A 25719-nucleotide genomic window follows, 5' to 3' on the forward strand; every position below is an offset into this window, starting at 1 on the left:
GCATAATCAAATGGCGCGAACCAGTTATATCAGTGTACTACGTATTGTTGCGATATTCCTCGTTATCTTGATTCATTCCTCTTCGGGCTACCTAAACAGCAATGAATTTGAGTCATTCGACTGGAGTTATGCCAATTGGATCAATAGCTTCTCGCGCTTTGCAGTACCCCTGTTTGTCATTATTTCAGGCGCTCTGCTGCTACAGAAAGATGAAAGTACGGGACAGTTTTATCGGAAACGTCTGTTAAAAATTGTCCCGCCCTTTCTTTTTTGGACGATCGTCTATCTTCTCTATTATTTTATTCGGTACATTGATTTTGACTATATTGGTTTTCCACAAGTTATTAACATCGTGTTAATTCGCTTAAAATCAGGAACGAATGCGCACCTTTGGTATCTATACATGATACTTGGGCTCTACCTCGCAGTTCCTTTCATACGCAAAATTGTGGGAAACTGCAGTAAAAGGGAGCTTGAGATCTTTTTGGGATTGTGGTTTGCAGCGTTATTTTTTACGAATAAATGGTTCAATAGTTACCTACCTAATTTTGACCTGAGCTTTTTCTCGGGGTATGCGGGTTACCTTGTCTTGGGGCATTATTTACGTAATTATCCAATCCAAATGGTCAAATTATCAAGTTTTACGTTTTTTCTGATCTGTTGTTTAATTACGGCTTCGGGGACATCGCATTTGAGTGTTTCTCGTGGAGAATTTGACCCGACACTTTACAACTATCTTTCGCCAAATATCGCATTGAGTGCAGGCTTTTTATTCATCTTCGTGCAAGGCCTTAAACTCCCAGAACAGCTCAACGCTTTCTGGGAATTTATTGACATTCACAGCTTTGGCATTTACTTATGCCATATTTTATTGCTGAATTATATTCATCCTTTGCTTCCATTATCCACTTTGTGGAAAATCCCGGCAGCAACGGTTCTCACCCTGTTGGCGAGTGCCTTACTGACGTATCTTCTCCGAAAAGTTCCCTACGGTAAATACGTCAGCGGCTAATTCAGTTATCGGAGCTTCGTTTTACAGTTTCTCTCCTTCGACCTTATTGTACACATAGAGATGTGCATTGGGACCATCGATCGCATGGCCTTCCTGATCCAGTCCAATCAGCTTATTTTCGCCGACCTTCAATTTCATATTTGTCTCCTTCCCTGTGAGATGAACAACGGATCCGTTGTCATGCCACATGACTTTGCCAGTATCTTCAACCTTGGTATTTTTATTAATATATTCACTGACGATGGCAAAGGTATTATCATTCTTTAAGGTGATATTGGTTTTGATACCTTCACAATCTGCACAGGGAATAGTAGCTTCATAGGTACCAGCCCAATCCAGTGAGTTTTGCGATGTATGGGCAGTATCTACTGCCGCAGTCTCATGTACTGAAGAATCTGCTGTAGCATGCGGACTCTCTTTTGAAGTTTGATTGCATGCACTTAGCGAAACGGCTGCTAAGCAAAGAAATAATACGGATAATTTCATATCTATTGTTTTTTGATGTACGACACCGTATAGCAAGCAATTTCAGCGCCAAGAAAAATCAGGCGCCCATGCTGATGCTATGAAATAAAAAAGGCTTCTTGAAGAAGCCTTTTTTATTGTAAATAACCGGATTGTTTACAGTTCAAATAATCTATTGGCTACCGCAAGGGCGATAGTGCATAAAATCCTATTCAGATTAGAATGGTAGATCATCATCATCTGATGAACCAGCCAAATCTACAGGAGCAGGCATATCTGCGTAACCTGGAGAAGATGGTGCTGGAGCAGCATTACCCAATTTTGTTACACGCCATGCAACCAATGAATTGAAATAAGTTGTTACGCCATCTTTATTAGTCCAAGGACGACCACGAAGATTAAAAGATACTTCTACCTCTTCACCAATTGCTAGGTTATCAAAAATTGACGTTCTGTCTTGTGTTGATTCAAAACGGATATACTCAACAAATTGTGGGTTTTCGGCATAAGCTACAATCATATCGCGTTTTTTGAATGATTCTGTCACTTGTTGTGTCGCTCCTATCTCGTGTACTTTTCCTCTAATTTCCATAATCAAAAAAATAAATATTAAAGCGTAAAATTAAGCAATTTTTGAGGAAGAGTTTAATTAACTTTGTACAAAATATGATGGAAGTTTTCAACACCCCCAATAAAGTTATTATAACGTGCAATAAGCGCTTATCACCTTATTTGCAACAGGAAGTTAAAGAGTTAGGTTTTGACATTGTCAGGGCATTTCCTACAGGAGTAGAATTAAAGGTCAGTATAAACGATACGATCAAGCTCAATCTGAACCTGCGCACAGCATCTCAGATTTTGTATTCGTTAAAAGAGTTTACGGCCAATAATCCGACGGAGCTCTATGACGAATTAAGTCAAATCGCATGGGAAGAACTCATTCAATTTGACGGATACTTCTCTGTCAGTTCCAATGTGGACAATGAGACAATCAGCACACCATTATTTGCAAACGTCAAGGTTAAAGATGCAATCGTAGACCGTATCAAGGAAAAAAAGGGTATGCGCCCTAATTCAGGTCCGGACAATAATAAAGCGGTTGTGCACTTGTACTGGAAAGATGACCGTGCTGAAATTTTTCTCGATACCTCAGGTGAAACACTAGCGAAACATGGCTACCGGAAAATCCCTGGAAAAGCGCCAATGTTAGAAGCCCTGGCAGCCTCAACTATTATTGCATCCAAATGGGATGGTAATTCTCCTTTTGTGAACCCGATGTGTGGATCCGGAACCTTAGCTATTGAGGCAGCTCTGATTGCTACAAACAGAAAACCTGGATTATTACGCATGAACTATTCATTTATGCATTTCATAGGTTATGATGAAACAGTTTTCTTCCAGGAGCGTCGCGTACTTAAAGATCAGATCAATAAAAAAGCGGCCCCGCAAATTATCGCAAGTGATATTTCGGAAGAGGCTATCAACGTCTCCAAGATGAACGCAAGAACTGCTGGTGTAGAGCAATTAATTTCATTTGAAGTATGCGATTTTGCCGAAACACACGTTCCTAAAGAAGGAGGGGTCATTTTATTCAATCCTGAATATGGTGAACGTTTGGGCACACACAGCAAGCTAGAAATTACCTATAAGCGTATGGGAGATTTCATGAAACAGGAATGCAAAGGTTATAGAGGCTATATATTTACTGGAAATCCAGATCTGGCAAAGAAAATCGGGTTGCGCGCATCCCGACGTATAGAATTTTATAATGGTAAATTAGATTGTAGATTATTAGAATACGAATTATACGAGGGTACTCGCGAAAAAACAAAAGTATTGTATGAATAACATTATTGAGCGCACAGTAGCATTTGTGCAAGACCGGTTGAAATTTGCAGAAGCAGGCCACGATTGGTCGCATATTCAACGCGTATGGAACAATACGAAGTTAATTTTAGAAGATGAAGAAGCAGATGTTATGGTGTGCGAATTGGCGGCGCTATTACATGACATCGCTGACAGTAAATTCCATGATGGCGACGAAACAATCGGCCCTCGTGTTGCCGGAGAGTTTTTGGCAAGTCTAGAAATTTCGCCTGAGATCATTGACCATGTCAAGAAAATCATCTTCAACATGTCTTTCAAAGCAAGTTTAGGTGAAGTTTCATTCCATTCAAAAGAGATGGAGATCGTGCAAGATGCTGACCGTCTAGATGCTATTGGCGCAATAGGTATTGCCCGCGCGTTTAGCTTTGGCGGAAACAAAGGCCGTGAGATGTATAATCCCAATGTTCCCGTTCAGGAATATAAGGATAAGGAAGCGTACAAGCATTCGGAAGCTCCTACAATCAATCACTTCTACGAAAAGCTACTATTGTTAAAGAATAAGATGAATACAGAAGCCGCGAAAAGAATCGCAGCGCATCGCCATGATTATATGCTCAGCTTCCTAGATGAGTTCATGGCCGAATGGAACGGTAAAAAATAAATTACACTTAACAATTCCTAAATATAAAAGTGGTACTTTAGATCTTGTACATCGAGATAAAAAGTACCACTTTTTTTGTCCTATGTAAAATCAGCTTTTAAACAGATTTGTAAGAAACGATCCTATCATTAGGGGTCGATTTTTTACCATAAACATCTTAATCGGTAATATAATGCCCAAAAAGAGAAATAGAATAGGAATAAATCAACGAGTGAAACGTGCAAATTATGCCGTTGAAAACAAACACTCATACATAATTATCACATGAAAAAACATATTTTTAGCTGTCTGACACTAGCCATGGTGATCTCATCGTCGGCATTATTTGCACAAACTAAGGCCATTGCACATCGTGGCGTATGGAAAAACAGCCACCTTCCGCAAAATTCCATTGCTTCTTTAACAGCAGCCCACGACCTTAAGCTCTTCGGATCCGAATTTGATGTGCATTTGACCAAAGACAATATTCTTGTGGTCAACCACGATAATGATTTCTATGGTATCGATATTGCCACAGCAACGTACAAGGAGCTCTTAGAAAAGAAGCATCCTAACGGTGAATCTATTCCCACCTTGGAAGAATATCTTAACGCTGGTAAAAAATTGAAAGGTTTACGTCTTATCCTTGAATTGAAAATCAATAAACTAGGGGTAGAGCGTACACTTGAAGCGACCACAAAAACGGTGGAAATGGTTAAAAACTTGAAAGCAGAGAAAGTCACTGATTATATTTCCTTTAGCTTTGAGGCTTGTCAGAAGATTCACGAACTGGCGCCTAAGGCCAATATTCAATACCTCACAGGCGATAAAACTCCTGCTGAGGTGAAGGCCGCAGGAATAAATGGTTTGGATTATCACTTTTCGGTTTTCAAAAAGAACGCGACATGGCTGAAAGATGCACATCAACTTGGCATGAAAGTGAACGCGTGGACAGTAAACACAGAAGAGGAAATGACAAATCTAATTAATCAGAAAATTGATTTTATTACAACTGACGAACCTGAATTGTTGCTCCGTGTATTAAAGAAATAACAATACCGTTGAAATAGTCATGTATTCTAATCAGTCGACCACTTATCAGGCCGACTTCATGAGCATGACCGTTTCAGTACCTTTTTAAAAACTAGATTCTAAATGAAAAAAAGTATTATTCTCGCTTTAGCGCTCTGCCTATCCTATCTATCTTATGCACAGGAATTTATTGCAGCAAGCTATAATATCCGTCAAAGAAATACCGTCGATGTTGACAACATGTGGAACGACCGCAAAGTTCCGCTAACCAATCTGATTAAATACCATGGCTTTGATATCTTTGGTATCCAAGAAGGTTTTTTTGATCAGGTTCAAGATCTTAAAAAGCTCCTTCCTGGATTTGATTATGTGGGTGTTGGTCGCGACGATGGTGCACAAGAGGGCGAACACTCAGCTATTTATTACAATACAAATCGCTTTAAAGCAATAAAGAGCGGAACTTTCTGGCTTTCGGCAACAGATACCGAACACCCGAATAAAGGCTGGGATGCAGCGCTACCGCGGATCTGTACCTGGGGTATTTTTGAAGACAAGGCCAACAAAAAACGCTTCATCTTCATGAACACGCACTTTGACCATATCGGCCGTACTGCACGCACCGAGAGTGCCAAGTTGATTCTAGAAAAAGCAAAAGAGTTTGCCAAAGACCTACCTTTGATTTTAACCGGCGACTTCAATGTGGATGAAAAAGATGAGGCTTATTTCACATTAGCCAATAGCAAAGTAGTCACTGACGTACATGAACTGGCAACATTCAAATATGAACCCAATTCTTCCTTCAATGGCTGGGGCAAAAGCATCAGACCAACAGGCCGCATTGATCATATTTTTATTACCAAACCTTTCCAGGTTAAAAAATATGGTATCCTGACGGACACGTATATGAATAAATTCCCCTCAGATCACTTTCCAGTAGCAACGACGCTCTCCTGGAAATAATATCATGTTAATTACAACAACCCTATAACACACACAGCAGGTTCGCTTAGAATCTGCTGTTTTATTTTGTGGGACAGCTTTTTATTTATACCGCATCAGGGGATAGCGATTCAGCACGCTGTAGCGCATCTGCTACGATTCTTGACAATAGCTATGGTTCCTAGCAATTGCTTTAAACTTTCACATAAATTAACAGTCGATATGTTTAATTTTGACAGCAAAACATAACATGATGAAATTTCCACTATTATATTGTACACTATTTGTCTCAGGACTACTTTATTCCAATGCAAGTGAAGCACAGATTTTTAAGAAAATCAGTGAAACATTGACAAAAGCAAGTCAGGGCCAAACCGACAGTACTAAAACGACGACAGCATCAAATACTAAAGCAACAGCATCCAAATCCAATACCTTGACGTCTTTATCCAACAAAGATGCTTCATTGGGGATCAAACAGGCTTTAAGCAATGGTTTAAATCTGAGTATCGAATCTTTAGCCAAGAAGGATGGTTTTTTGGGTGATGCGGCAGTAAAGATTTTGATGCCTGCCGAAGCACAGAAAGTAGAAAAAACACTTCGTGCTGTTGGTATGGGAAAATTATGCGATCAGTTTATACAGAGCATGAACAGAGCTGCTGAGGGAGCCGTTAAAGAGGCTGCCCCCGTATTTGTCAATGCACTTTCAAAGATGACAATTACAGATGCGACCAATATTCTTTTAGGCAGCAAAGAAGACGCCGCGACAACGTTTTTTAAAACAAATACATCGACAGAGTTAACGAACAAATTTAGTCCAGTTATCAAATCTGCCATGGGTACTAACAATGTGGACCAGTATTGGACACAATTGACCTCAGCTTATAACAACCTCCCTTTAGGCAATAAAGTGGAGACAAATCTTAATGCCTACGTTACACAGAAAGCAATAGACGGTCTTTTCATCAAAGTTGCCGACCAGGAGTCAAAAATTAGACAGAACATAGGCGGCAGTAGAAATACCAATATTTTACAGAAAGTATTTGGTTACGCAGACGAAAAGAAATAGAGAACGATACAATAAAAAAGGACCTGTCAACGATTTGATAGGTCTTTTTTTTAATGTGAGATCATCCAAGATTTCTGCTCACATAGCTATGGGTAAAACTTTACTGTTCAAAAGCGCTACAGCACATTGTATGTAGTAACAAATTATAGGTAACAATAAATTCCCTTCAGCGGGAATTGGGGTTGTGCCCACTCCTGTGAGTTTCAGTTATTGTCAGTTTGTTAACAAATAGAATTAAACCTGTGGAGTAAGAGCAAATTGTTTGTAAATGCAACCAAATTAAATTGCAAATAAAAAGCAATTTATCTAAGTTTGACCACCCTTATCACATTAAGGCTATTAGAAAATGAGCACATTTGAGATCAACAACATAAGTGATTTTTCGGTATCCGAAAGATTTCAACGCTATGTACAGATTGACACACAATCTGATGCAAATTCACCAACATGTCCTTCTACGGAAAAGCAAAAGAACCTTGGAAAGTTACTTGTAGCGGAGTTGCTAGCATTGGGTATTTCAGACGCAGCAATGGATGAAAATGGATATATCTATGCAACTATTCCATCCAATACTGCAAAGCAAGTTCCTGTTATCTGCTTCTGTTCTCATATGGATACATCTCCGGACTCTTCTGGAAAAGATGTTAAACCACTGGTTCATCCTAATTATCAGGGCCAGGATCTTGTGCTTCCTGACGACAAGAGTATTATCATCAAATACGCCGAACATCCCGATCTAGCCAATCAAATTGGCCATGATATCATTACAGCGAGTGGCACCACTTTGTTGGGTGCAGATGACAAAGCAGGTGTGGCCGAAATCATGGATGCTGCCCGTTTATTAATGAAACATCCTGAAATCAAACATGGTGATATCAAAATTCTTTTCACACCAGATGAGGAGATTGGCAGAGGTGTTGATAAAGCAGATTTGAAACGTTTAGCAGCAGATTTTGCTTATACAATGGATGGCGAAAAAGCGGGAACCATTGAGGATGAAACATTTTCAGCGGATGGAGCTACATTAACTATTCATGGTGTGTCCGTACATCCGGGCTTTGCTAAGGGTAAAATGCAAAGTGCCATCAAAATCGCCAGTGCGGTAATTGATGCACTACCAAAAGATCGACTTTCACCTGAAAGTACCAATAAAAAAGACGGCTTTGTACACCCTGTTCATATCAGTGGATCTGTGGAAAAAGCTGAAATTCAATTTATCGTACGCGATCACGTTACAGCCAATCTAAAGAAACATGAAGATGAGCTGGAAGGCATCGCAAAATCGATTGTGGAACAATATCCAAACTGCACCTATACTTTTGTCGTAAAAGAACAATACCGTAATATGAAAGAAGTGCTGGATCAGCATCCTGAAATTATGGAAATCGGTATGGAAGCCATCAACCGTGCAGGAATGGTGGCCGAAAGAAGAAGTATCCGCGGTGGAACAGATGGCTCCCGCCTTTCGTTTATGGGCTTACCTTGTCCAAATATTTTTGCTGGAGGGCATGCCTTCCACGGAAAACAAGAGTGGGTAGCTGTACAAGATATGGAAAAAGCCGTCAAAACAATTTTGCATGTTGTATCTTTATGGGAAGAAAAAGCATAAAGGAAAAATAAATTATAATGAAAAACGACGTATTAAAAGCAATACACTACAGAAGATCCGTATTTCAAGCTTCCTTTACTGAAGAAGAAGTCAGTAAAGAGGATATCTTGAGTATCTTGGAAGCGGCCAATGCTGCTCCAACACACAAAAGAACACAACCTTGGCGTTTTGTGATCTTCCGCAAAGAAGGATTAGAACGTTTAGGCACCGAATTATCACGTATCTACAAATCGGTAACACCTACAGAGAAATATACTGAAGCAACAGAAATAACAATGGGCAAAAAAGCAACACAGTCAAACGTTGCCATTGCGATTGTTGTCAATTATACGGGCGAAGTTCCTGAATGGGAAGAATTGGCTTGTACAGCTGCTGCAGTTGAAAACATGTGGTTGGCTGCACACTCGCTAAATATCGGGGGATACTGGGCGACTCCAGGTTTAATCAATCACTTGGGTGGTTTCTTAAATCTCGAAGAAAATCAAAAATGTATCGGTCTATTCTACTTAGGACACCACCAATCTGAGGCGCGTGAACCTATCCGTACACCCATTGCAGATAAAATTCGTTGGGAAGAGTAAATCTCTATATAGAAATACAGAGCGGTCTAGCCACACTTCCAGGCCGCTTCTGATTTTTTCTTGCTACCATTTGCATCAAATAGTATGCTATTAATATAAAAAGCCAAACAACCATAGTGGGACCTTATTTTGATGACCAAACTCAATGTCATCTGCTGCAATGTAGGCATTGTTTATTCTTTTAATTTGTTTATTGGACTTGTCTCTCCCTCCTACCTCAAAGGTGTACTTTTCATCAACAATAAAATCTCCTTGCTCCGCATAGTTCACCTGATGTTGAAATGCAAGTTGGTTAACAAAAAATGTTTCCCTTAGATTTCCAGGGTTAACATTTTCATGTGCAAATAAGAAGGAAAGGTTGGTATTGTCTAGAAAAATTTTAGATGGTTTTTGTAACTGACTTATACCTTCACCCACCTTATAGAGATTATGCGTTAAACTAATTTCATCCAAATAGTAGAGATAAGACAACAGAGTTGTCCGGCTAATACCAATCTTTTCACTGAGCTTACTGATGTTAGGCACAAAAGGGACAGATTCAGCAATGATAACAAGCAATTGCTTAATCTTAGTAACATAAGCGATATCTACATTTCGTAAGAGCGGCAATTCAATTTCCAGAATCATATTAATGACCTCCATTACTCGCATCTCATATAAATCAAGCTGTTCTCGGTAATAAGGATAATAACCATATTTCAAATATTTCTCAAAATGCTGAAAAGGTTTAACTATGGCATTGATTTTATAGTCCACTTTGCTATGCTCTTCTAAAATTTGATCCAGGCTAAATATTGGGAAAGTAGTTTTTGTTTCCAATGAAAGAAATTCACGAAAGGAAAATCCCTGCATTTTGTAAACTACTGCCCTACGACTTAAATCAGCACGGGCATTCAGAATTTCTAAAAGGGAGGAGCCAGTAAAGATGATCTTCATCTCAGGGTAGTCGTCATAAATATTTTTTAATATTTGGGCCCAGCCTTCATATTTATGTACTTCATCCAAAAACAGATACTTTCCTCCTTTTTGATCGAATTCATATACTAAATCCAGCAAAGACTTATTATTGAACCACACTGCATCCAAACTGACATAAAGCACTTCGTCCAACCTGTCGAACAAATTTAGCTTAATGTATTGAAGCAATAAGGTCGTCTTACCAATTCCCCTTGCTCCTTTAATTCCAATTAAGCGAGCGGACCAATTAATTTCATACATTATATTTCGCACAAAATTCATATCCACAAACCTTATGCGTCGTTTAAATTGTTGAACTAGTTCTTCCATGTGATAATGTTTATTTTGTTTGAAAAATGCCTATTTTGTTTATTATAAAAAACAAAAATATAAAAAATCGTTCACTGCACTGAACAAAAGAAACAAATATTTATCTATTTAAAGATATTTTAATAGCAAACCGCTCGGTTTCTTCCGAGCCGCCCGCTCTGTGTATAGGTTAATTAATTATACGCAATAGGCAACCTAAATCCATTTTTATTAAATATTTAATAATGAGCCCTTAACCATTTAACAATCTTGCAGGGATAATTTCGCAACATACTTGTGACAGACACTAATCAACTAAAAAGTGAAATTATTATGCAAAGACAGATCATTTGGTTAATCTCATTGACCATCATTACATTTTTTCAAATTCCAACCAACAGCTGGGCTCAGGGTACGGAAGCAACCATTACAGGTCGTATCATGGACAACAATGGCCCCGTAAAAGGAACGTCTGTATCGGTAAAAAATGAATCTACCGGGTTTAAACAAACAACACTGACGAATCAAAATGGTATCTATACCTTTCCACAATTACCTTTAGGGTCACCGTACAGCATATCAGTAAACCATGTTGGCTATGCCGAACAAAAAAAGACCGACTATAAATTAAGCTATGGTGACGAACTCAATGTAGATTTTACCTTATCATCAGCCGAAAATAAATTGGATGAAGTCATCGTTCAGGGAACTGCAGCTGATCTAAAAAACAAGATCAAGACATTGGGTGCATCCACAGCTATTACGGCCAATGATCTCAAAAAAATGCCTGTAAATGGACGTAATTTCTCCTCGCTAATTGATTTATCACCTGTTAGCAGTGGAACAAATCTAGCCGGACAACGAGCATCTTCGACCAATTTTACGGTAGACGGCATGAATTCACGGAGTACCGTCGCTGGCGGGAACAGCGGTGGCGCCTATTCAATCTCCATGGAAGCGATTCGGGAATTCTAGGTAGTGACCAATGACTACGATGTCACGTTCGGCCGCAGCGGTGGCGGAAGTATTACCACAGTAACCAAATCAGGCACCAACACCTTAACGGGAAGTGCGTTCACTTTTGCTCGTGCGGGCTGGCTTTCGAGCAAGTACAACCTGAATGGAACGGCACGTAAACAAAAATTCTCCACCTATCAATATGGATTTTCACTTGGTGGGCCAATCATCAAGGACAAAGCCCATTTCTTTGTAACCTGGGACCGTCAAATGGATACCCGCCCACTTCAGATCGCTGATATTCAAACAACCGAGGATATTGCACGTTACAAAGTAACGCAGGCTACTTTAGATGAGTTTACCCGCATTGCTGTGGGCAAATATGGCGCTAGCGCCGATCGTCTGTTTGGCTCTTTCGACAAAAAGAAAAAGACCGATGCTGCCTTTGCCCGCATTGACTGGCAGTTGAACGATAAAAACCTATTGACAATTCGTAACAACTTTGTCTACGATATGGACAATCAACAGGAAGGGGACAATACAGGGATCAATGTTTTTGAATCTTATACCAACAGAAGATACATAAACAATAGCCTAATGGCCTCCTTGCGTACGTCTATCAACTCCAAACTGACCAACGATTTGAAGGTACAACATTTCTATGAACGCTCAGAAGCACAGCATAATGTTGCTGGATTTGATCAATCACACAGTATTCCGCGTGCGATCGTCGAATCCGTTCAATCTGTAGACGGTACAAATAAATATACCAATTCAATACAGCTTGGTGGTCAGCGTTACGCGCCAGAATGGTTCAACGGAAATATGTTACAATTGGTCAACAACCTATATTATAATACAGATAAAATCAAATATACCTTCGGTGCAGATGTCATGTATACCAACATGGACTTCCGCTACGGCAGCGAAATGAATGGTCGCTTTTATTTTACCGGTCTGCAAAATTTCGACAACCTGACTCCTTATCGCTATGCCCGTGATGTATATATGACCGACAAAGAAAACACCCTGGTCAACAATCTGGCTGTAGGCCTTTATGGACAAATGGAAGCTAAAATCGCAAGAGGTCTTGATGTTGTCGGCGGCCTACGTCTAGACAACACGAAATACCTAAAGAAGGCAACATTCAACCAAACGGTCTATGACGAACTGGGTCTCTCGACCGATAATGGGATCAATACCTTTCAGATACAGCCCCGTGTGCAGTTCAACTGGGATATCAATGAAGAAAAGAAAAATATCATCCGTTTTGGCGCTGGTATATTCGGTTCGGCCCTCAACCCCTATTCTATGTTAAACAATATGTTGTTTGATGGTTCACGCATTGCCGGTGTAGATATTACTGACCCGACCTTAATTCCCAAGCCAAATTTTGCAGGATATCGCAAGGATCCCGATACAGCTCCGGGACGTGAATTGTTGGACAATCCAAAGATTGAAAAACTTGTCACCATCAATACCAATAGTAAGGATGTGAAAGTGCCGACGGTATATAAAGCCAATATCTCCATCAATCACTTTTTCACACCTTCATTACGTATCGGATTAAGTGCTTACGGAACTTGGGGACGCAACAATTATATGTATGTAGATCGCAATATGGTGGAGGACCCTTACTTTAGACTTACTGCCGAAGGTAACCGTGGGGTGTATGTTCCTGCATCGAGCATCAACACGACAAATGGTGCCGCCAACTGGACCAATAGCCGTAAAACCAAACAAATAGGCCGTGTATTAGAAATGAACAGTGAAGGGAAAAATAATTCTTACACCGTTGTACTGGACGGAACTTATCGTTATTATAAGGACGGTCAGATCACCATGTCTTACACTTGGAACGATACAAAAGATAATACCTCCTATAACGGTAATGTTGCCAACTCCGCCACCCTTTCCCTGATGGTCAAAGATGATCCACGCGACTTGAGTACGATGACATATTCGGACAATCAATTCCGCCATAAAGTCGTCTTTTATGGTACCATGCCATCATTATGGGGTGTTTCGATGGGTTTACGTTTCAGCGGAATTGCAGGAACACGCTATTCTTTAGCGGTCAATGGGAATGTCAACGGTGATTTTGTAAATTCCAACGATCTTGCCTTCGTATACGATCCAAATAACAAAAACACCCCCGATTACATCAAAACCGGCATTCAAGCTATTTTAGACGATCCAAATGCAGAGCAAAGCATCAAAAAATACATCAATGGAAACCTCGACCGCATAGCCGAACGTAACGGAGGCATCAACGGTTTTTATGGCGTATTTGACTTGCACTTGGCCAAAAATCTAAAAGTTTACAAGAAACATGGCATCGAAGCTTCGATAGACATTTTCAATGTAGCCAACCTTTTGAAAAAAACTTGGGGCGTAGGACACAATCTGGGTAAACAAAATCTATATGCCATCAAAAGCTTTGATGCAGCGAATCAACAATATGTTTATAATATGAGTTCAGGCGTTGGCGTATCTAACTTAAATGGTAATCCTTATCAAGTACAACTGGGCCTGAGATATGCATTTTAAGTAATTCAGACCCTATAAAAAGAGCAGCGAGCCATTTCCTATGAAAGAAATGGCTCGCTGCTTTTATCAGATCACTTCTATTTCTTCTCAATTCCAAAACAATGCGGAGGTTTAATGACAGCTGCTTGTGCCGGATTATTTTCCGCTTTCGCGGGGAAAACAATCTTTAAACGTCCTTTTGTTCCCTGCCATTTTGGTCCATTCTGGAGAAGGCGAACCGTTTCATTATAGAGTGATTGATCGGGTTGCCCTTCGGTACTAATATTAGTGGGCACTCCATTTTTGTCGACTGTAAAATTGACAATAATTTCGCCACCTCCTGCAGGCGCTACGGACTTCTGGTTGAGGTACTGTTCAAAAATTTTCCATCCTTCACGGGGTGTTGCATCCCCCCCATCCAGCAAAGGTTGAACAGATACCCTATTTTCAGGTTCACTTAATTCTACATCCGTTGTGCGCTCAGCTTTACCGCTAAAATGTTTAAAATATAACAGGGCCAATAAAGTCACAAAAAGTACACCCGCGGTAGCACCTATGGCCAAACGCTGCCATGTGAAATACTGGGCGTGTCTTGTTGCAACAGTATCTTCCACCCTACGATTCAGGCGTTGTTGCAATAGGCTCAATTGCCGGGCATCCACACCATTTTGCAATCGGTAACCATCGATGGCATCTTGTAAAAAGGGATCTTCCAACGCTTCACGTTCCAACTGAAACATCTCCTCTTTACTCATCAAACCATGGATGTAATTATGGATCCTTGATAATTGATAATTATTTTCCATTTTCTTTCCTTTCCATACAGATTTTCAGATTGCGCTTTCCATTTTGAATAGCACTTTTGACCTTATTCAAATCATATCCAGTCAAATCTGCAATATCTTTATAACATTTTTGCTCGAGATAGAACAAACGTACACATTCCTCTTGTTCGCGGTTTAAAGTTTGCATACAGCCTTCCAGTTTCTCGAAATCCTTTTCTTCCCACTTCGCTTCACTGGTATCATTTAGCTTTTGTTCGCTTTCAAACAAATTGTTTTCAATATCAACCTGCGTCGTCCGCTTATCCTTACGTAATTGCATAAGGCAATAATTTTTACTGTAAACGTGTAACCAGCTCTTAAAATTATCGACTTCATATTGACGAAGCTTCGGTATCAGTTCTTCAAATATCTGCATCACAGCATCCTGACTACGATCGGGATCCTGTAAGTATTTAAAGCACACACCATAAAGCAAAGACATATAGGGCGAATATAGTTTCCCCAGTGTAGACAAGTCACCGCTTGTTTTATAGTGTTGTAAAAGCTCTTTTTCGTTCATGCGCAAATCATTCACCTTAATGATGATTTAATATACAAATTTCCATATATAAAAAAAGGAGCTATTCAAAATTACCGAAAAAACAAAAACCGTCCCCATGATAAAATGGAGACGGTCGATAAGAATATACTATGAATTACGGATTTAATTCCCTTGTTTCCAATTGTATCGCAGTGTAACGCCGTAAGTCCTCGGATCTGCAACTACACCTGCGTATTGCCCATAACTTCCAGGTGCCGCCAGCAACTGCTCGTAGTAATCTTTATTTGTTAGATTTCTACTCCACACAAACACCGAAATACCATTCGATCCCCTGAATCCTAGCCTGGCGTTCAAGACCGAATAGGCATCAATATTTAGGTATTGGGATGGTGAAGAACTGGACGAAAATTTAGAACGGTGAAATAGGTCTGCACCTAAAAAGTAAGATCCATTAAGCCCGATCAGCTTACCGCTTTTATTCGCTTCGCCACCCAGCGACCAGGACCATTTGGAAACACCAGGAAGGACGCCACCAGAAATATCTTTAAAAGCCTGAGCTCCGCCAACCTCTTCTAAAGGGACAGGTGCATTGGTAAATTTGACATACTTGGCATCTGTATAGGCCAGTGCTCCATTCAATCGGAGAAAATGTCCGATGTTGATGTTTCCATCCAATTCAACACCCTTTACACGCACCTTCTCGGCATTGGCCAGATAACCACGGTTCACCCCTGGTTCAGGAGTCTGCACTTGGGTCTGGTAGTCTTTGATATCCGTTTGGTAGACGGTCAGATTGAGCAGTGAATTGCGTGTTGGATTCGTCTTCACACCAATTTCCTTATGACGGACAGCCTCAGGTTTTACTTCGGCGAGATCCAGCAACACTGCTCCATTGGCTGTCGGCAATCCGCCGACGTTGATACCGACAGGTTTATAGCTGATGGAATACGTTGCGTAAGCATTTATCTTTGGATTGAAGCGATATCTTGCGGAGAGTTGACCAGAGAAATTGTCTGCATCCGCATTGACATCAAAAGTCTGATTGGTATATACACCGTTCTTTAAGGCAAGCAGGGCGGGATCTGAGGTCTGCAAACCACCATAGGTCTGCCTATCGTAGTTGGCCACCTTTTTATCGTAATTGTAGCGCAGCCCTGGGAGGATATGTAATTTTGGCGTCACAGCCCAATCAATCTGTGTATAGGCTGCCAAGCTTGTGCTTTTAATCCCGTAAACGGTCTTGATTCCAAAATTGTCAAATAATCCCGGTGTCTGCCACAAAGCACTGGTAGAGCTTTTTTGAAAACGCCAAAAGGCAGATCCTGTTTCTTCGGTATGTACGGGATCTGTGCCCAGATCCTGCCAAAGGCCAAATAAACCGACAACCCCGCTAACCTTTTCACTGATTTTTCCAGAGTATCTGAACTCCTGTGACCACTGGTTATGGACGGAATTACCTGCTGAAACGGTGTATACCGGAAGTCCTAAATAATCGCGGTCATTGAGCGGGACCCATGTCCATGTCCGCCACGCAGAGGTTGAGGTCAGTGTCCCTTCTCCAATCTTGATATCGGCATTCAATGCGACCCCACCCAATTTATTATCAGCTTTAGATTGCGTATCCAAATCTATCTTACGCTCGAAGGCACTTTTATAAGGCAACTCGTAGCCCAGATCTTTAATAATTGCATCAAATTGTCTGTAGTCTGCACGCTGTGTTTTTACAACTCCGGCAACCGCCCAGCCGTAACCATCGGGTTTTTGTGATGACACATCACCCGAAAGCACCAGTTTGATATTCTCGGTTGGGGTAAACAGCAATTGCCCTCTAAAGCCCAGGTTGTTGATATCATTGATCTTCCTATTGGTATGTACATTAAACAAGTTTCCATCCCGCTGTGTGCCAGAGAAAGAAGCTCTCGCAGCCAGGTTTTTGGCCAATGGCCCCGAGATTGAAGTCTTCGCCTGAATAAAACCTTGGTTTCCGTAGCTGACTTCCACATTGGCCTCTGGTGTGAATTGTGGTAAACGTGAGGTTATATTAAATGCACCTGCTGTTGTATTCTTTCCAAAGAGTGTACCTTGAGGTCCACGTAGCACCTCTATCTGGTCGATATCAATAAAGTCCAGCCAAGTCGCGGCAGGGCGGGCGATATATACACCATCAAGATAAAATCCTACACCAGGATCGATACCATCATTGGTGAGGCCATAAGTTGAGCCCAGTCCCCGGATATTAAGCGTCGTATTACGTGCATTCGATGCATATAACTGAACTGTAGGTACAAGCTCTTTCAGTCGATTGACATTAAATGCCCCTGCATCCTCCAATGCAGCGCCACGAATAATCGATACGGGAATCGGAACATCCTGTAACTGCTCCTTACGACGGCGTGCGGTGACCACTACTTGATCCAATGCTTCCAATCGTGGGGTAAGCTCAATCACTGCTGGAGAATGGTCCACCACGATATGACGAGTTTGATAACCAACAATGGATACGATCAATGAAAATGGCAATTTTTGTCCAGTTACAAACTGGAAAACGCCTTTACTGTCGGTTTTCACCTGGTGTGTAACGGCCTCCAACTGAACCGTTACGCCTTGCAGGGGCTCTTTTGTTACGGCGTCAATTACGGTACCTGTTAACGAGGCATTTATAATAGGTTTAGGGTTTTCTACTTGCGCGTAGGTATGGTAAGAACCTGTTAAAAGCAAGCTAAAAATGACGCTAATTCGAAAAATAGCATTTTTTTTCATAAATTTATTCAGTTTAATGGTGAATCTAAAACAAGTGCCAACGCCAATCGATACTTGCTTCATTGTTAAAACTTTGTAAAAGGGAAGCCTCGGCTTCCCTTTTCTAATATAAGAGAGTGTAAGAGAGAAATTTTAACAACACATTCGTTTCTTGTCACTTTTTAGGGTAACAACAGATCCTTCTACCGAAGCAACCAATAAATTTGTTTTTGGAGAGTAATTTTGTTTCATTCTTTTTATCTTGTTATTTTCTTTTATTTCCTGCTGCATAAACGAATCCGTATATGCACTTATCAGGCGGCAATTTCAAACAACTTTCATCACATTTCTTTTTTATAAAATCAATTTCATGGCTAGTTCGATTCATAATCAAGTCAGTCCTTTTTGCCCGCCTTCCTATTTATCTGTAAATCAGATAACGATACAAATATATAAATATTTTTTAAAAGACTACTAATTTGATAGATTTAATGATATATTTTTTAAAAAAAGCCATTAAACCTTAATTTTAAGACACTTAAAGCAAATAAAAAGTGCTTCGAATTTCTTTCAGCATGAAAAAAATCATGAAGGCAGCCATCCTAATCACCAACAATCCAGCGAAAATCAAGAAGCAAGCGATTTTATAAAAAACGAAGATCTGTGCTACGAATCAGAAAAAAATTCACGCATAAACCCTTGATGAAAAAGCATAAAAAAAGCCGTCCTAGTTAGACGGCCATCTTTACAGTCATATTTTAACGATCTATTTCACCTTGAAACACTTACCGTCTTAGCGAAATAGCACCAGAGCAATCAATAAGGTAATAATAACATTAAAAGTCTGCGCAATCAGAAAAGCATATAGCGGTTTCTTGTTATCTTGAGCAAAAAGATCCTTAAAGTTCGTTTCCAAACCAATGGATGTAAATGCCAAGGTAAACCAGAGGCCCTGTAAATTTTTCAAACTTCCTTTGACGGCATCAATCTTCTCGGGAGATATCACGAATGAAAAGAGCAGCGATGCAAATACAAATCCCAACACAAACTTCGGGAAACGTTCCCATATAATTTTTAGCGTAGGCTTATCCCGCTTGGTTTCATCATCAACCGATTTCGCATAAGTCCAATAAATACTGATTGCAAAAGCAGCCAGCCCCAACAATACGTTTTGGGAAAATTTCACAATGGTACTGATCTTCAACGCTTCTTCTCCTACCAGCGAACCTGAAGCCACGACAGCACCAGTTGTATCAATACTCCCGCCGAGCCAAGCACCGGTAACTTCTTGCGACAAGCCCATCCACTCCGCCATATAAGGCATGAAAATCATCATTGGAATCGCTGTAATAAGGACCAGTGAAATGACATAGGAAAGCTTTTTGCTATCGCCTTTGATTGCTCCCGAAGTTGCTATCGCTGCGGAAACACCACAAATAGATACTGCACTCGACAGCATCAGCGACATCTCCTTGTCAATCTTTAATTTTTTACAGATCCAGAACGCAAAGTACCAAACAGACAATACGACAGCCAGCGCTTGAATAAGTCCCAAGGATCCCGCTTTCAGGATATCCCCGAAGATCACGGTAGTCCCGAGCAGAATTAGGCCTATCTTGACATACAGCTCGGTACTGAGCGCCTCTTTAAACCAATTCGGCAGTTTAAAGCAATTGCTGATGACTAAACCGATAATCAAACTAAAAATTACAGCTTCGAGATTGTATTCTTTAACCGTTGCATTCCCTGCCAGCACCAATGCAAATACGGTAAGGATAAATACAACAGGAAATACAACGAATAAATGTTTTACAGATTTCCCCAAAAGAAAGGCACCCAATATCGCGGTAACGAATACAAAAATAAACTGCTCAAAAAGCTTCATTAAATTTGTCGGGTCGAAAACCGTTGTGACGAGTTCGGCGGAATTACTCCACGAAAAACCAGGTACTGGCGCAACAATTCCTGAGAGTGCGAGAAATATGGTAGCGATCCCCAAAATGACGACTACCCAGTCTTCTGTAAATGTAAATGATCTTGAAGATGTCATATAATGGTTAGGGTTTAAAAGGTTAAATTTAGCATAATTACAGTGACTTTCTAGGATTGTAACACAAAAATGGCCGAAGATTTCTCTCCGGCCATCAACCAAAACCAATAATCTATTATCAATCAAAAACAATATTTATTCTCATCTATCAATTTCTTTGCGATTCGCTGACGTGCATCTTTCACATTAAATGGCTGTGCTTTCGTGAATCTGCGCAAACCAACCAACATCATATTCAGTTCATCACCTTCACCAAAAGAATATAATGCTTCTTTACCGGCAGCGCTGATTTTATCAATAGCGCCATACAGATAGATCTTAGCCATATCTTTTGCATAGTCTGCTTTATCAGATCCTGTATGCAGCAATTTTTCTGCGCGCAACAAAACTGACTCGGTGATATAAACATACCCGATAATATCTGCAATATTCATGAGGATTTCCTCTTCTTTGGAAAGAGACATCATCAATTTTTGCACTGCTGCTCCCGCAATCAATAATCCTGCTTTTTTAAGGTTTGCCACAATTTTCTTTTCTGCAGCAAAAGGTGCATCGTCCTCTTCACCAAAATCCGGAATAGCGAGAAGCTCTCCGGCTACAGCTTGCGCAGGATCCATCAGATCCAATTCACCCTTCATGGCCCGTTTTAACAGCATGTCAACGACAAGCAATCGATTCACTTCATTCGTACCTTCAAAGATCCTGTTGATCCGTGAATCCCGATAAGCGCGTTCCATTGGCGCATCTGCTGAGTACCCCATTCCACCATAAATCTGTACCCCTTCGTCTACCACATAATCCAACATCTCCGAGCACCATACTTTGATGATAGCACACTCAATTGCAAACTGCTCCACCGACTTCAATTTTGCTTTTGCTTCATCCATCCCGCCGGCAATCAATGCATCGTAGGCATCATCAATATTTTGACCGGCACGATACGATGCCGACTCCACAGCAAACAAACGTGTTGCCATCTCAGCCAGCTTATAACGAATGGCGCCAAATTTAGAAATCGGCAGATTAAACTGCACACGTTCATTGGCGTACTGCACCGCATGGTTGATCACCATACGTGCCGAACCGATCGTGGCAGCGCCCAGTTTTATACGACCAATATTCAGGATATTTACAGCAATCTTAAATCCATTTTCACGATCAGAAAGCATATTCTCTACAGGAACGGCGCAATCGTTGAAAAAGATCTGACGTGTTGAAGATCCCTTGATACCCAATTTATGTTCTTCAGGATTCATCGTGATGCCACCAAAGTCTTTCTCGACAATAAATGCCGTCAGGTTTGTATCATCATCGATTTTTGCAAATACGATGAAGATATCTGCAAAACCACCGTTTGTAATCCACATTTTTTGCCCGTTGATCAAATAATGTGTCCCCTCGGCATTTAATTTTGCGGAAGTACGGCCCGAATTTGCGTCCGACCCAGCATTGGGCTCTGTCAAACAATACGACGCCTTCCATTCACCGGTAGCAAGCTTTGGAACATATTTTGCCTTTTGGGCATCATTACCATAATACAAAATAGGCAGCGTACCGATTCCCGTATGAGCAGACAATGCGACAGCAAAAGAAAACCCGCCACCTACCGCATCGGCAACAAGCATAGAAGTGTTGAAATTCTTGCCGAAACCACCATATTCTTCGGGAATAGAAACACCCAACATCCCCAGTTCACCGGCCTTATCCATCAAACTAGGCATAAGTCCTTCTTCTTGCGCATCGATACGGTCCAGCTTGTTCAATACTTCCGTATCCAAGAAATCCAAGCAGGTCTGACGAATCATTTTGGCTTCTTCATCAAATTCTTCCGGAATAAAAACGGCTGTATAGGGAGTCTCTCTAATCACGAACTCTCCGCCTTTAATTGCTTTATTTTCGCTCATTGTCTTTTTAGATTTATATGGACCAGATAATCACTGCTTAGTGACGCTACTGTCCACCATGTTTTTAAATACTTCTATGCGTTATGAGATCAGAGATCCATATTTCGTTTATATTGCTATTCTTAGCGGCTAATTTTAGTCCAATAACTCAAAAATACCAGCAGCTCCTTGACCAGTTCCGACACACATCGTCACCATGCCATATTTTTTGCCTCTGCGTTTCAACTCGTTTAAGACTTGGACCGTCAATTTAGCTCCTGTACATCCAAGAGGATGCCCTAAAGCGATGGCACCGCCATTGACATTTACTTTCTCTTCGTCTAATCCAAGTTCACGAATTACGGCTAGCGATTGAGAGGCGAAAGCTTCATTCAGCTCAAAGAGATCAATATCTTCCTTTTTAAGACCGGCTCTTGCCAAAGCCTTGGGTATGGCATAGATAGGTCCAATACCCATAATGCGAGGTGGAACACCTGCTACAGCAAAACTAACGAGCTTTGCTATAGGTTTTACACCAAGCTCTTTCACTTTTGCTTCAGACATCACCAAGACAAATGCAGCCCCATCAGAAGTTTGTGAGGAATTCCCTGCTGTCACGGAACCATTCGCTGCAAAAACTGGTTTTAATTTCCCTAAAGCCTCCAGGGAAGTATCAGCTCGAGGACCTTCATCCGTATCAACGACATATTCACGCGTTGCAATCTTGCCGTCTTTCAAGTAATTTTCCTTTACGGTGATAGGCACAATACCATCTTTCAAATGACCATTTTGAATAGCTGCAACTGCCTTTTGATTTGATTTAAGTGCAAAAGCATCCTGATCTTCACGTGAGACATTGTAATCTTTGGCTACAGCTTCGGCAGTCAATCCCATACCCCAATACCAATCGGGATGCTCTTTTGCTACGACAGGATTAGGAACAATTTTCCAACCTCCAAAGGGCATTCCGGACATCACCTCTACCCCACCGGCGATAATAACATCTGCCATGCCAGTCTTGATCTTTGCGACCGCTGTTGCAATAGTCTCCAAACCTGAAGCGCAGTACCGATTAACGGTTACTCCCGGGACCTTATCCGTATCCAATCCCATCAGTGAAATGAAACGAGCCATATTGAGTCCCTGCTCCGCTTCCGGCATCGCATTCCCAACGATGACATCGTCTATATCTTCTTTATTTAAATTTGGCACAGTGGATACAAGATGTTTAATAACATCCGTGGCTAAATCATCCGCCCGCATGAAGCGAAATACTCCCCGCGGCGCTTTGCCTACTGCTGTACGAAATCCTGCTACTATGTATGCTTCCATTATTTTTATTTTTTTCGTGAGTAGTGATTTTTAGTTCCGTAAAGGCTTACCCTTGGTCAGCATAAATTGAATCCTTTCAAGCGTTTTGCGTTCGGCACAAAGCTCGAGGAAAGTTTTACGTTCAAGATCCAGTAGATACTGTTCAGATACTTCGGTCGGTGACGATAAATTTCCACCACACATCACCCAGCCTAGTTTTTCTGAGATCTTTCGATCATAATCAGAGATATAATTACCTTCACGCATCGACGAAGCCCCCACATACACGATCCCCAATCCTTGGTTTCCTAAAACCCTGATATCATTGCGTGGAGCAGGCTGAATATAACCCGCATCAGCCAATTCCAATGCCTTTGCTTTGGCATCTGCCAAAAGGCGGGCACGGTTCATTGTAATTGCAAATTTATCTTTCTGCAAATAGCCGAGTTCATAGGCTTCATAAGCAGAAGTCGAAACTTTCGCCTGCCCAATGGTCAGGAATTTATCTTTCAAGGTGTTCTGAACAATCTGATCCTCCTTAAATTCCTCCGAGGCACGTAGTGTAAATTCTTTGGTTCCACCGCCACCGGGAATAACACCAACGCCAAGTTCAACCAAGCCCATATAGGTTTCGGCGTGAGCCTGCACAAAATCAGCATGCATGGAGAATTCACAGCCCCCACCGAGGGTCATTTGAAATGGCGCAACGACTACAGGTATTGACGAATAGCGTAAGCGCATGGATGTATTTTGAAAGGCACGGACTGCCATATTCAATTCATCAAAATCCTGTTCTACGGCCATCATGAAAATCATTCCAATGTTGGCGCCAGCAGAAAAGTTTTTCCCATCATTGGACACCACTAAACCGCGATATTCCTTTTCAGCGAGATCAATAGCTTTATTCAAGCCCTGGATAACATCTCCGCCGATGGTATTCATCTTGGTATGAAATTCACAGTTAATGACACCATCGCCAAGATCAATAATAGAAACCCCCGTATTTTTCCAGATTGTATTACTTTCCCGAATATGATCCAATACGATCAGATCTTCCGTTCCGGGAATAGCTTTATAAGATTTGGTCGCAATATCATAATAGTGACGTACACCATTTTCAATTTTATAGAATGATTCACATCCCGCCTCCAACATCTCGTGTACCCAGGAAGCAACCTCCCCATCCTGACCTGGAAGTCGTTTTTCTTCGGCCTTAATTTTAGCTAAGGTCTCTCGGACACCTAGCGCATCCCATACTTCAAATGGTCCTAACTCCCAACCAAATCCAGCACGCATGGCATCATCAATGCGGAAGAAGTCATCTGTAATTTCGGGAACACGGCGGGATACATATTCAAACAATGGATAATGCATGGCACGGAAAAGTTCCGCCGCTTTATCGCTCCCTTGTTCATATACTTTCATCCGCTTGCGGATATCCTCCACAGGCTTGGTGGCTTCCAAAGTTGCTGATTTCACTTTTTGCTGTGAACCAAATTCCAGTGTTTTTAGATTTAGAGACAAAATCTCCGAATTACCATCGGCAGCTTTTACTTTTTCATAAAACCCTTTCTTGGTTTTCTCACCCAACCATTTATTCTCTACCATCTTACTGATGAATGTTGGAAGTTGAAAGACACCCTTGGCTTCATCTTCGGGCGCATTTTGTGCGAGTCCATTGGCAACATTCACCAGGGTATCAAGTCCTACAACATCAGCCGTACGAAAAGTTGCCGATTTAGGATGCCCCATTGCAGGACCGGTATATTTGTCGACCTCTTCCACTGTCAACCCAAGAGGTTCTACCAAATGAGTAACTGCCAACATCGAATAAACACCGATACGATTACCAATAAATGCAGGTGTATCTTTACATAATACAACAGATTTTCCCAGCATCTTATCGCCAAAATGAAGAATAAAGTCAACGACCTCAGGCTTCGTGTGCGGTGTGGGAATAACCTCCAATAAAGGAAGATAGCGTGGCGGATTGAAGAAGTGTGTACCGCAGAAATGATCTTTAAAATCTTCACTTCTGTCCGCTGTCATTAAATGAATAGGAATACCAGAAGTATTGGAAGTAATCAATGTTCCTGGTTTACGAAATTGCTCAACACGCTCAAAAACAGACTTTTTAACATCAAGTCGCTCAACAACAACCTCTATGATCCAGTCCACATGAGCAATGTCTTTTAGATTATCATCAAAATTACCTGTTTTGATACGTCTGACAAATGACTTGCTATAAATTGGCGAAGGGTTTGTTTTTAAAGCCGTTTCTAGGGAGCTGTTGACAATTCGGTCCCGAACAACCTTACTCTCCAGCGTGAGACCTTTGGCTTGTTCCGCTGGCAGCAGTTCACGTGGAACGATATCCAACAATAAAACCTCAACACCAATGTTAGCAAAATGACAAGCAATTCGCGAGCCCATAACACCCGAACCGAGAACCGCCACTTTTCTAATATTTCTGTTCATCATAAC

At 41.1% G+C, this 25719-nt stretch carries 20 protein-coding genes; 10 read left to right on the plus strand and 10 right to left on the minus strand.

Annotated features, from left to right (window positions below):
• The first annotated feature begins 10 nt into the window (after positions 1-10).
• Entirely contained in the window at positions 11-1012 is a 1002-nt protein-coding gene (locus CBM24_RS25135) for an acyltransferase (RefSeq protein ID WP_088163157.1), read from the plus strand.
• A 21-nt stretch (positions 1013-1033) separates the two neighbouring features.
• On the opposite strand, the gene CBM24_RS25140 is transcribed toward CBM24_RS25135, so the two are convergent.
• Both CBM24_RS25140 and CBM24_RS25145 read right to left on the minus strand, forming a co-directional pair.
• Complete coding sequence (locus CBM24_RS25140) at positions 1034-1498, minus strand: copper resistance protein NlpE (RefSeq protein ID WP_075994998.1); 465 nt, start codon at positions 1496-1498, stop codon at positions 1034-1036.
• Positions 1499-1694: 196 nt separating this feature from the next.
• Positions 1695-2069 (minus strand): DUF3127 domain-containing protein, encoded by a 375-nt coding sequence (locus CBM24_RS25145; RefSeq protein ID WP_075994416.1) that lies wholly within the window; start codon positions 2067-2069, stop codon positions 1695-1697.
• Positions 2070-2146: 77 nt separating this feature from the next.
• On the opposite strand from CBM24_RS25145, the gene CBM24_RS25150 reads away from it, so the two are divergent.
• The 7 genes from CBM24_RS25150 to CBM24_RS25180 all read left to right on the plus strand — a co-directional run bounded on the left by CBM24_RS25150 (position 2147) and on the right by CBM24_RS25180 (position 9174).
• Positions 2147-3325, plus strand: a complete 1179-nt coding sequence (locus CBM24_RS25150; protein ID WP_075994999.1) for a class I SAM-dependent RNA methyltransferase — start codon at positions 2147-2149, stop codon at positions 3323-3325.
• Positions 3318-3965 (plus strand): HD domain-containing protein, encoded by a 648-nt coding sequence (locus CBM24_RS25155; protein WP_088163158.1) that lies wholly within the window; start codon positions 3318-3320, stop codon positions 3963-3965. Before CBM24_RS25150 ends, CBM24_RS25155 begins: the two co-directional genes overlap by 8 nt.
• Before the next feature lie 264 nt (positions 3966-4229).
• A complete protein-coding gene (locus CBM24_RS25160; protein ID WP_088163159.1) occupies positions 4230-4997 on the plus strand; it encodes a glycerophosphodiester phosphodiesterase in 768 nt (255 codons plus the stop codon).
• A gap of 102 nt (positions 4998-5099) precedes the next feature.
• Positions 5100-5936, plus strand: a complete 837-nt coding sequence (locus CBM24_RS25165; RefSeq protein WP_088163160.1) for an endonuclease/exonuclease/phosphatase family protein — start codon at positions 5100-5102, stop codon at positions 5934-5936.
• A 229-nt stretch (positions 5937-6165) separates the two neighbouring features.
• The gene (locus tag CBM24_RS25170; RefSeq protein ID WP_232475630.1) at positions 6166-6984 is read left to right on the plus strand and encodes a DUF4197 domain-containing protein; all 819 of its coding nucleotides are present in this window, start codon (positions 6166-6168) and stop codon (positions 6982-6984) included.
• A gap of 346 nt (positions 6985-7330) precedes the next feature.
• A complete protein-coding gene (gene pepT, locus CBM24_RS25175) occupies positions 7331-8593 on the plus strand; it encodes a peptidase T (RefSeq protein WP_088163161.1) in 1263 nt (420 codons plus the stop codon).
• A 17-nt stretch (positions 8594-8610) separates the two neighbouring features.
• A complete protein-coding gene (locus CBM24_RS25180; protein WP_227550060.1) occupies positions 8611-9174 on the plus strand; it encodes a nitroreductase in 564 nt (187 codons plus the stop codon).
• Positions 9175-9264: 90 nt separating this feature from the next.
• Here CBM24_RS25180 and CBM24_RS25185 read toward each other — a convergent pair whose 3' ends face one another.
• Positions 9265-10461: an ATP-binding protein gene (locus tag CBM24_RS25185; RefSeq protein ID WP_088163163.1), complete on the minus strand. Its 1197-nt coding sequence runs from the start codon at positions 10459-10461 to the stop codon at positions 9265-9267.
• A gap of 312 nt (positions 10462-10773) precedes the next feature.
• Here CBM24_RS25185 and CBM24_RS27650 point away from each other — a divergent pair, with 312 nt between their 5' ends.
• Together CBM24_RS27650 and CBM24_RS25190 are read left to right on the plus strand one after the other, a co-directional pair.
• Positions 10774-11415: a carboxypeptidase-like regulatory domain-containing protein gene (locus tag CBM24_RS27650; RefSeq protein WP_198385996.1), complete on the plus strand. Its 642-nt coding sequence runs from the start codon at positions 10774-10776 to the stop codon at positions 11413-11415.
• A gap of 3 nt (positions 11416-11418) precedes the next feature.
• The gene (locus CBM24_RS25190) at positions 11419-13947 is read left to right on the plus strand and encodes a TonB-dependent receptor (RefSeq protein WP_198385997.1); all 2529 of its coding nucleotides are present in this window, start codon (positions 11419-11421) and stop codon (positions 13945-13947) included.
• A 77-nt stretch (positions 13948-14024) separates the two neighbouring features.
• On the opposite strand, the gene CBM24_RS25195 is transcribed toward CBM24_RS25190, so the two are convergent.
• The 7 genes from CBM24_RS25195 to CBM24_RS25225 all read right to left on the minus strand — a co-directional run bounded on the left by CBM24_RS25195 (position 14025) and on the right by CBM24_RS25225 (position 25716).
• The gene (locus CBM24_RS25195) at positions 14025-14732 is read right to left on the minus strand and encodes a hypothetical protein (RefSeq protein ID WP_198385998.1); all 708 of its coding nucleotides are present in this window, start codon (positions 14730-14732) and stop codon (positions 14025-14027) included.
• On the minus strand, positions 14722-15270 hold the full coding sequence (locus tag CBM24_RS25200) for an RNA polymerase sigma factor (protein ID WP_075994424.1): 549 nt from the start codon (positions 15268-15270) through the stop codon (positions 14722-14724). The genes CBM24_RS25195 and CBM24_RS25200 overlap by 11 nt, the downstream gene beginning before the upstream one ends.
• A 144-nt stretch (positions 15271-15414) precedes the next feature.
• Complete coding sequence (locus CBM24_RS25205; protein WP_075995000.1) at positions 15415-18012, minus strand: TonB-dependent receptor; 2598 nt, start codon at positions 18010-18012, stop codon at positions 15415-15417.
• Positions 18013-18784: 772 nt separating this feature from the next.
• Positions 18785-20041, minus strand: coding sequence for a YeiH family protein (locus CBM24_RS25210; RefSeq protein WP_088163164.1), 1257 nt, complete (start codon positions 20039-20041; stop codon positions 18785-18787).
• A gap of 122 nt (positions 20042-20163) precedes the next feature.
• Positions 20164-21945, minus strand: coding sequence for an acyl-CoA dehydrogenase family protein (locus CBM24_RS25215; RefSeq protein ID WP_088163165.1), 1782 nt, complete (start codon positions 21943-21945; stop codon positions 20164-20166).
• A gap of 135 nt (positions 21946-22080) precedes the next feature.
• Positions 22081-23256: an acetyl-CoA C-acyltransferase gene (locus tag CBM24_RS25220; protein ID WP_088163166.1), complete on the minus strand. Its 1176-nt coding sequence runs from the start codon at positions 23254-23256 to the stop codon at positions 22081-22083.
• 30 nt (positions 23257-23286) lie between these two features.
• Positions 23287-25716 carry a 3-hydroxyacyl-CoA dehydrogenase/enoyl-CoA hydratase family protein gene (locus tag CBM24_RS25225; protein ID WP_088163167.1) on the minus strand — a complete coding sequence of 810 codons (2430 nt, stop codon included), beginning with the start codon at positions 25714-25716 and terminating at the stop codon, positions 23287-23289.
• Positions 25717-25719: the final 3 nt, after the last annotated feature.

The organism is Sphingobacterium sp. G1-14 (assembly GCF_002196555.1).
In the GTDB taxonomy this organism is placed as follows: Bacteria; Bacteroidota; Bacteroidia; order Sphingobacteriales; family Sphingobacteriaceae; genus Sphingobacterium; species Sphingobacterium siyangense.

Excerpts from the sequence above, each read along its gene's own strand:
- CBM24_RS25135 (WP_088163157.1), top strand. The coding sequence starts at position 11 with ATGGCGCGAACCAGTTATATCAGTGTACTACGTATTGTTGCGATATTC.
- CBM24_RS25140 (WP_075994998.1), bottom strand. The coding sequence starts at position 1,498 with ATGAAATTATCCGTATTATTTCTTTGCTTAGCAGCCGTTTCGCTAAGT.
- CBM24_RS25145 (WP_075994416.1), bottom strand. The coding sequence starts at position 2,069 with ATGGAAATTAGAGGAAAAGTACACGAGATAGGAGCGACACAACAAGTG.
- CBM24_RS25150 (WP_075994999.1), top strand. The coding sequence starts at position 2,147 with ATGGAAGTTTTCAACACCCCCAATAAAGTTATTATAACGTGCAATAAG.
- CBM24_RS25155 (WP_088163158.1), top strand. The coding sequence starts at position 3,318 with ATGAATAACATTATTGAGCGCACAGTAGCATTTGTGCAAGACCGGTTG.
- CBM24_RS25160 (WP_088163159.1), top strand. The coding sequence starts at position 4,230 with ATGAAAAAACATATTTTTAGCTGTCTGACACTAGCCATGGTGATCTCA.
- CBM24_RS25165 (WP_088163160.1), top strand. The coding sequence starts at position 5,100 with ATGAAAAAAAGTATTATTCTCGCTTTAGCGCTCTGCCTATCCTATCTA.
- CBM24_RS25170 (WP_232475630.1), top strand. The coding sequence starts at position 6,166 with ATGATGAAATTTCCACTATTATATTGTACACTATTTGTCTCAGGACTA.
- pepT (WP_088163161.1), top strand. The coding sequence starts at position 7,331 with ATGAGCACATTTGAGATCAACAACATAAGTGATTTTTCGGTATCCGAA.
- CBM24_RS25180 (WP_227550060.1), top strand. The coding sequence starts at position 8,611 with ATGAAAAACGACGTATTAAAAGCAATACACTACAGAAGATCCGTATTT.
- CBM24_RS25185 (WP_088163163.1), bottom strand. The coding sequence starts at position 10,461 with ATGGAAGAACTAGTTCAACAATTTAAACGACGCATAAGGTTTGTGGAT.
- CBM24_RS27650 (WP_198385996.1), top strand. The coding sequence starts at position 10,774 with ATGCAAAGACAGATCATTTGGTTAATCTCATTGACCATCATTACATTT.
- CBM24_RS25195 (WP_198385998.1), bottom strand. The coding sequence starts at position 14,732 with ATGGAAAATAATTATCAATTATCAAGGATCCATAATTACATCCATGGT.
- CBM24_RS25200 (WP_075994424.1), bottom strand. The coding sequence starts at position 15,270 with ATGAACGAAAAAGAGCTTTTACAACACTATAAAACAAGCGGTGACTTG.
- CBM24_RS25205 (WP_075995000.1), bottom strand. The coding sequence starts at position 18,012 with ATGAAAAAAAATGCTATTTTTCGAATTAGCGTCATTTTTAGCTTGCTT.
- CBM24_RS25210 (WP_088163164.1), bottom strand. The coding sequence starts at position 20,041 with ATGACATCTTCAAGATCATTTACATTTACAGAAGACTGGGTAGTCGTC.
- CBM24_RS25215 (WP_088163165.1), bottom strand. The coding sequence starts at position 21,945 with ATGAGCGAAAATAAAGCAATTAAAGGCGGAGAGTTCGTGATTAGAGAG.
- CBM24_RS25220 (WP_088163166.1), bottom strand. The coding sequence starts at position 23,256 with ATGGAAGCATACATAGTAGCAGGATTTCGTACAGCAGTAGGCAAAGCG.
- CBM24_RS25225 (WP_088163167.1), bottom strand. The coding sequence starts at position 25,716 with ATGATGAACAGAAATATTAGAAAAGTGGCGGTTCTCGGTTCGGGTGTT.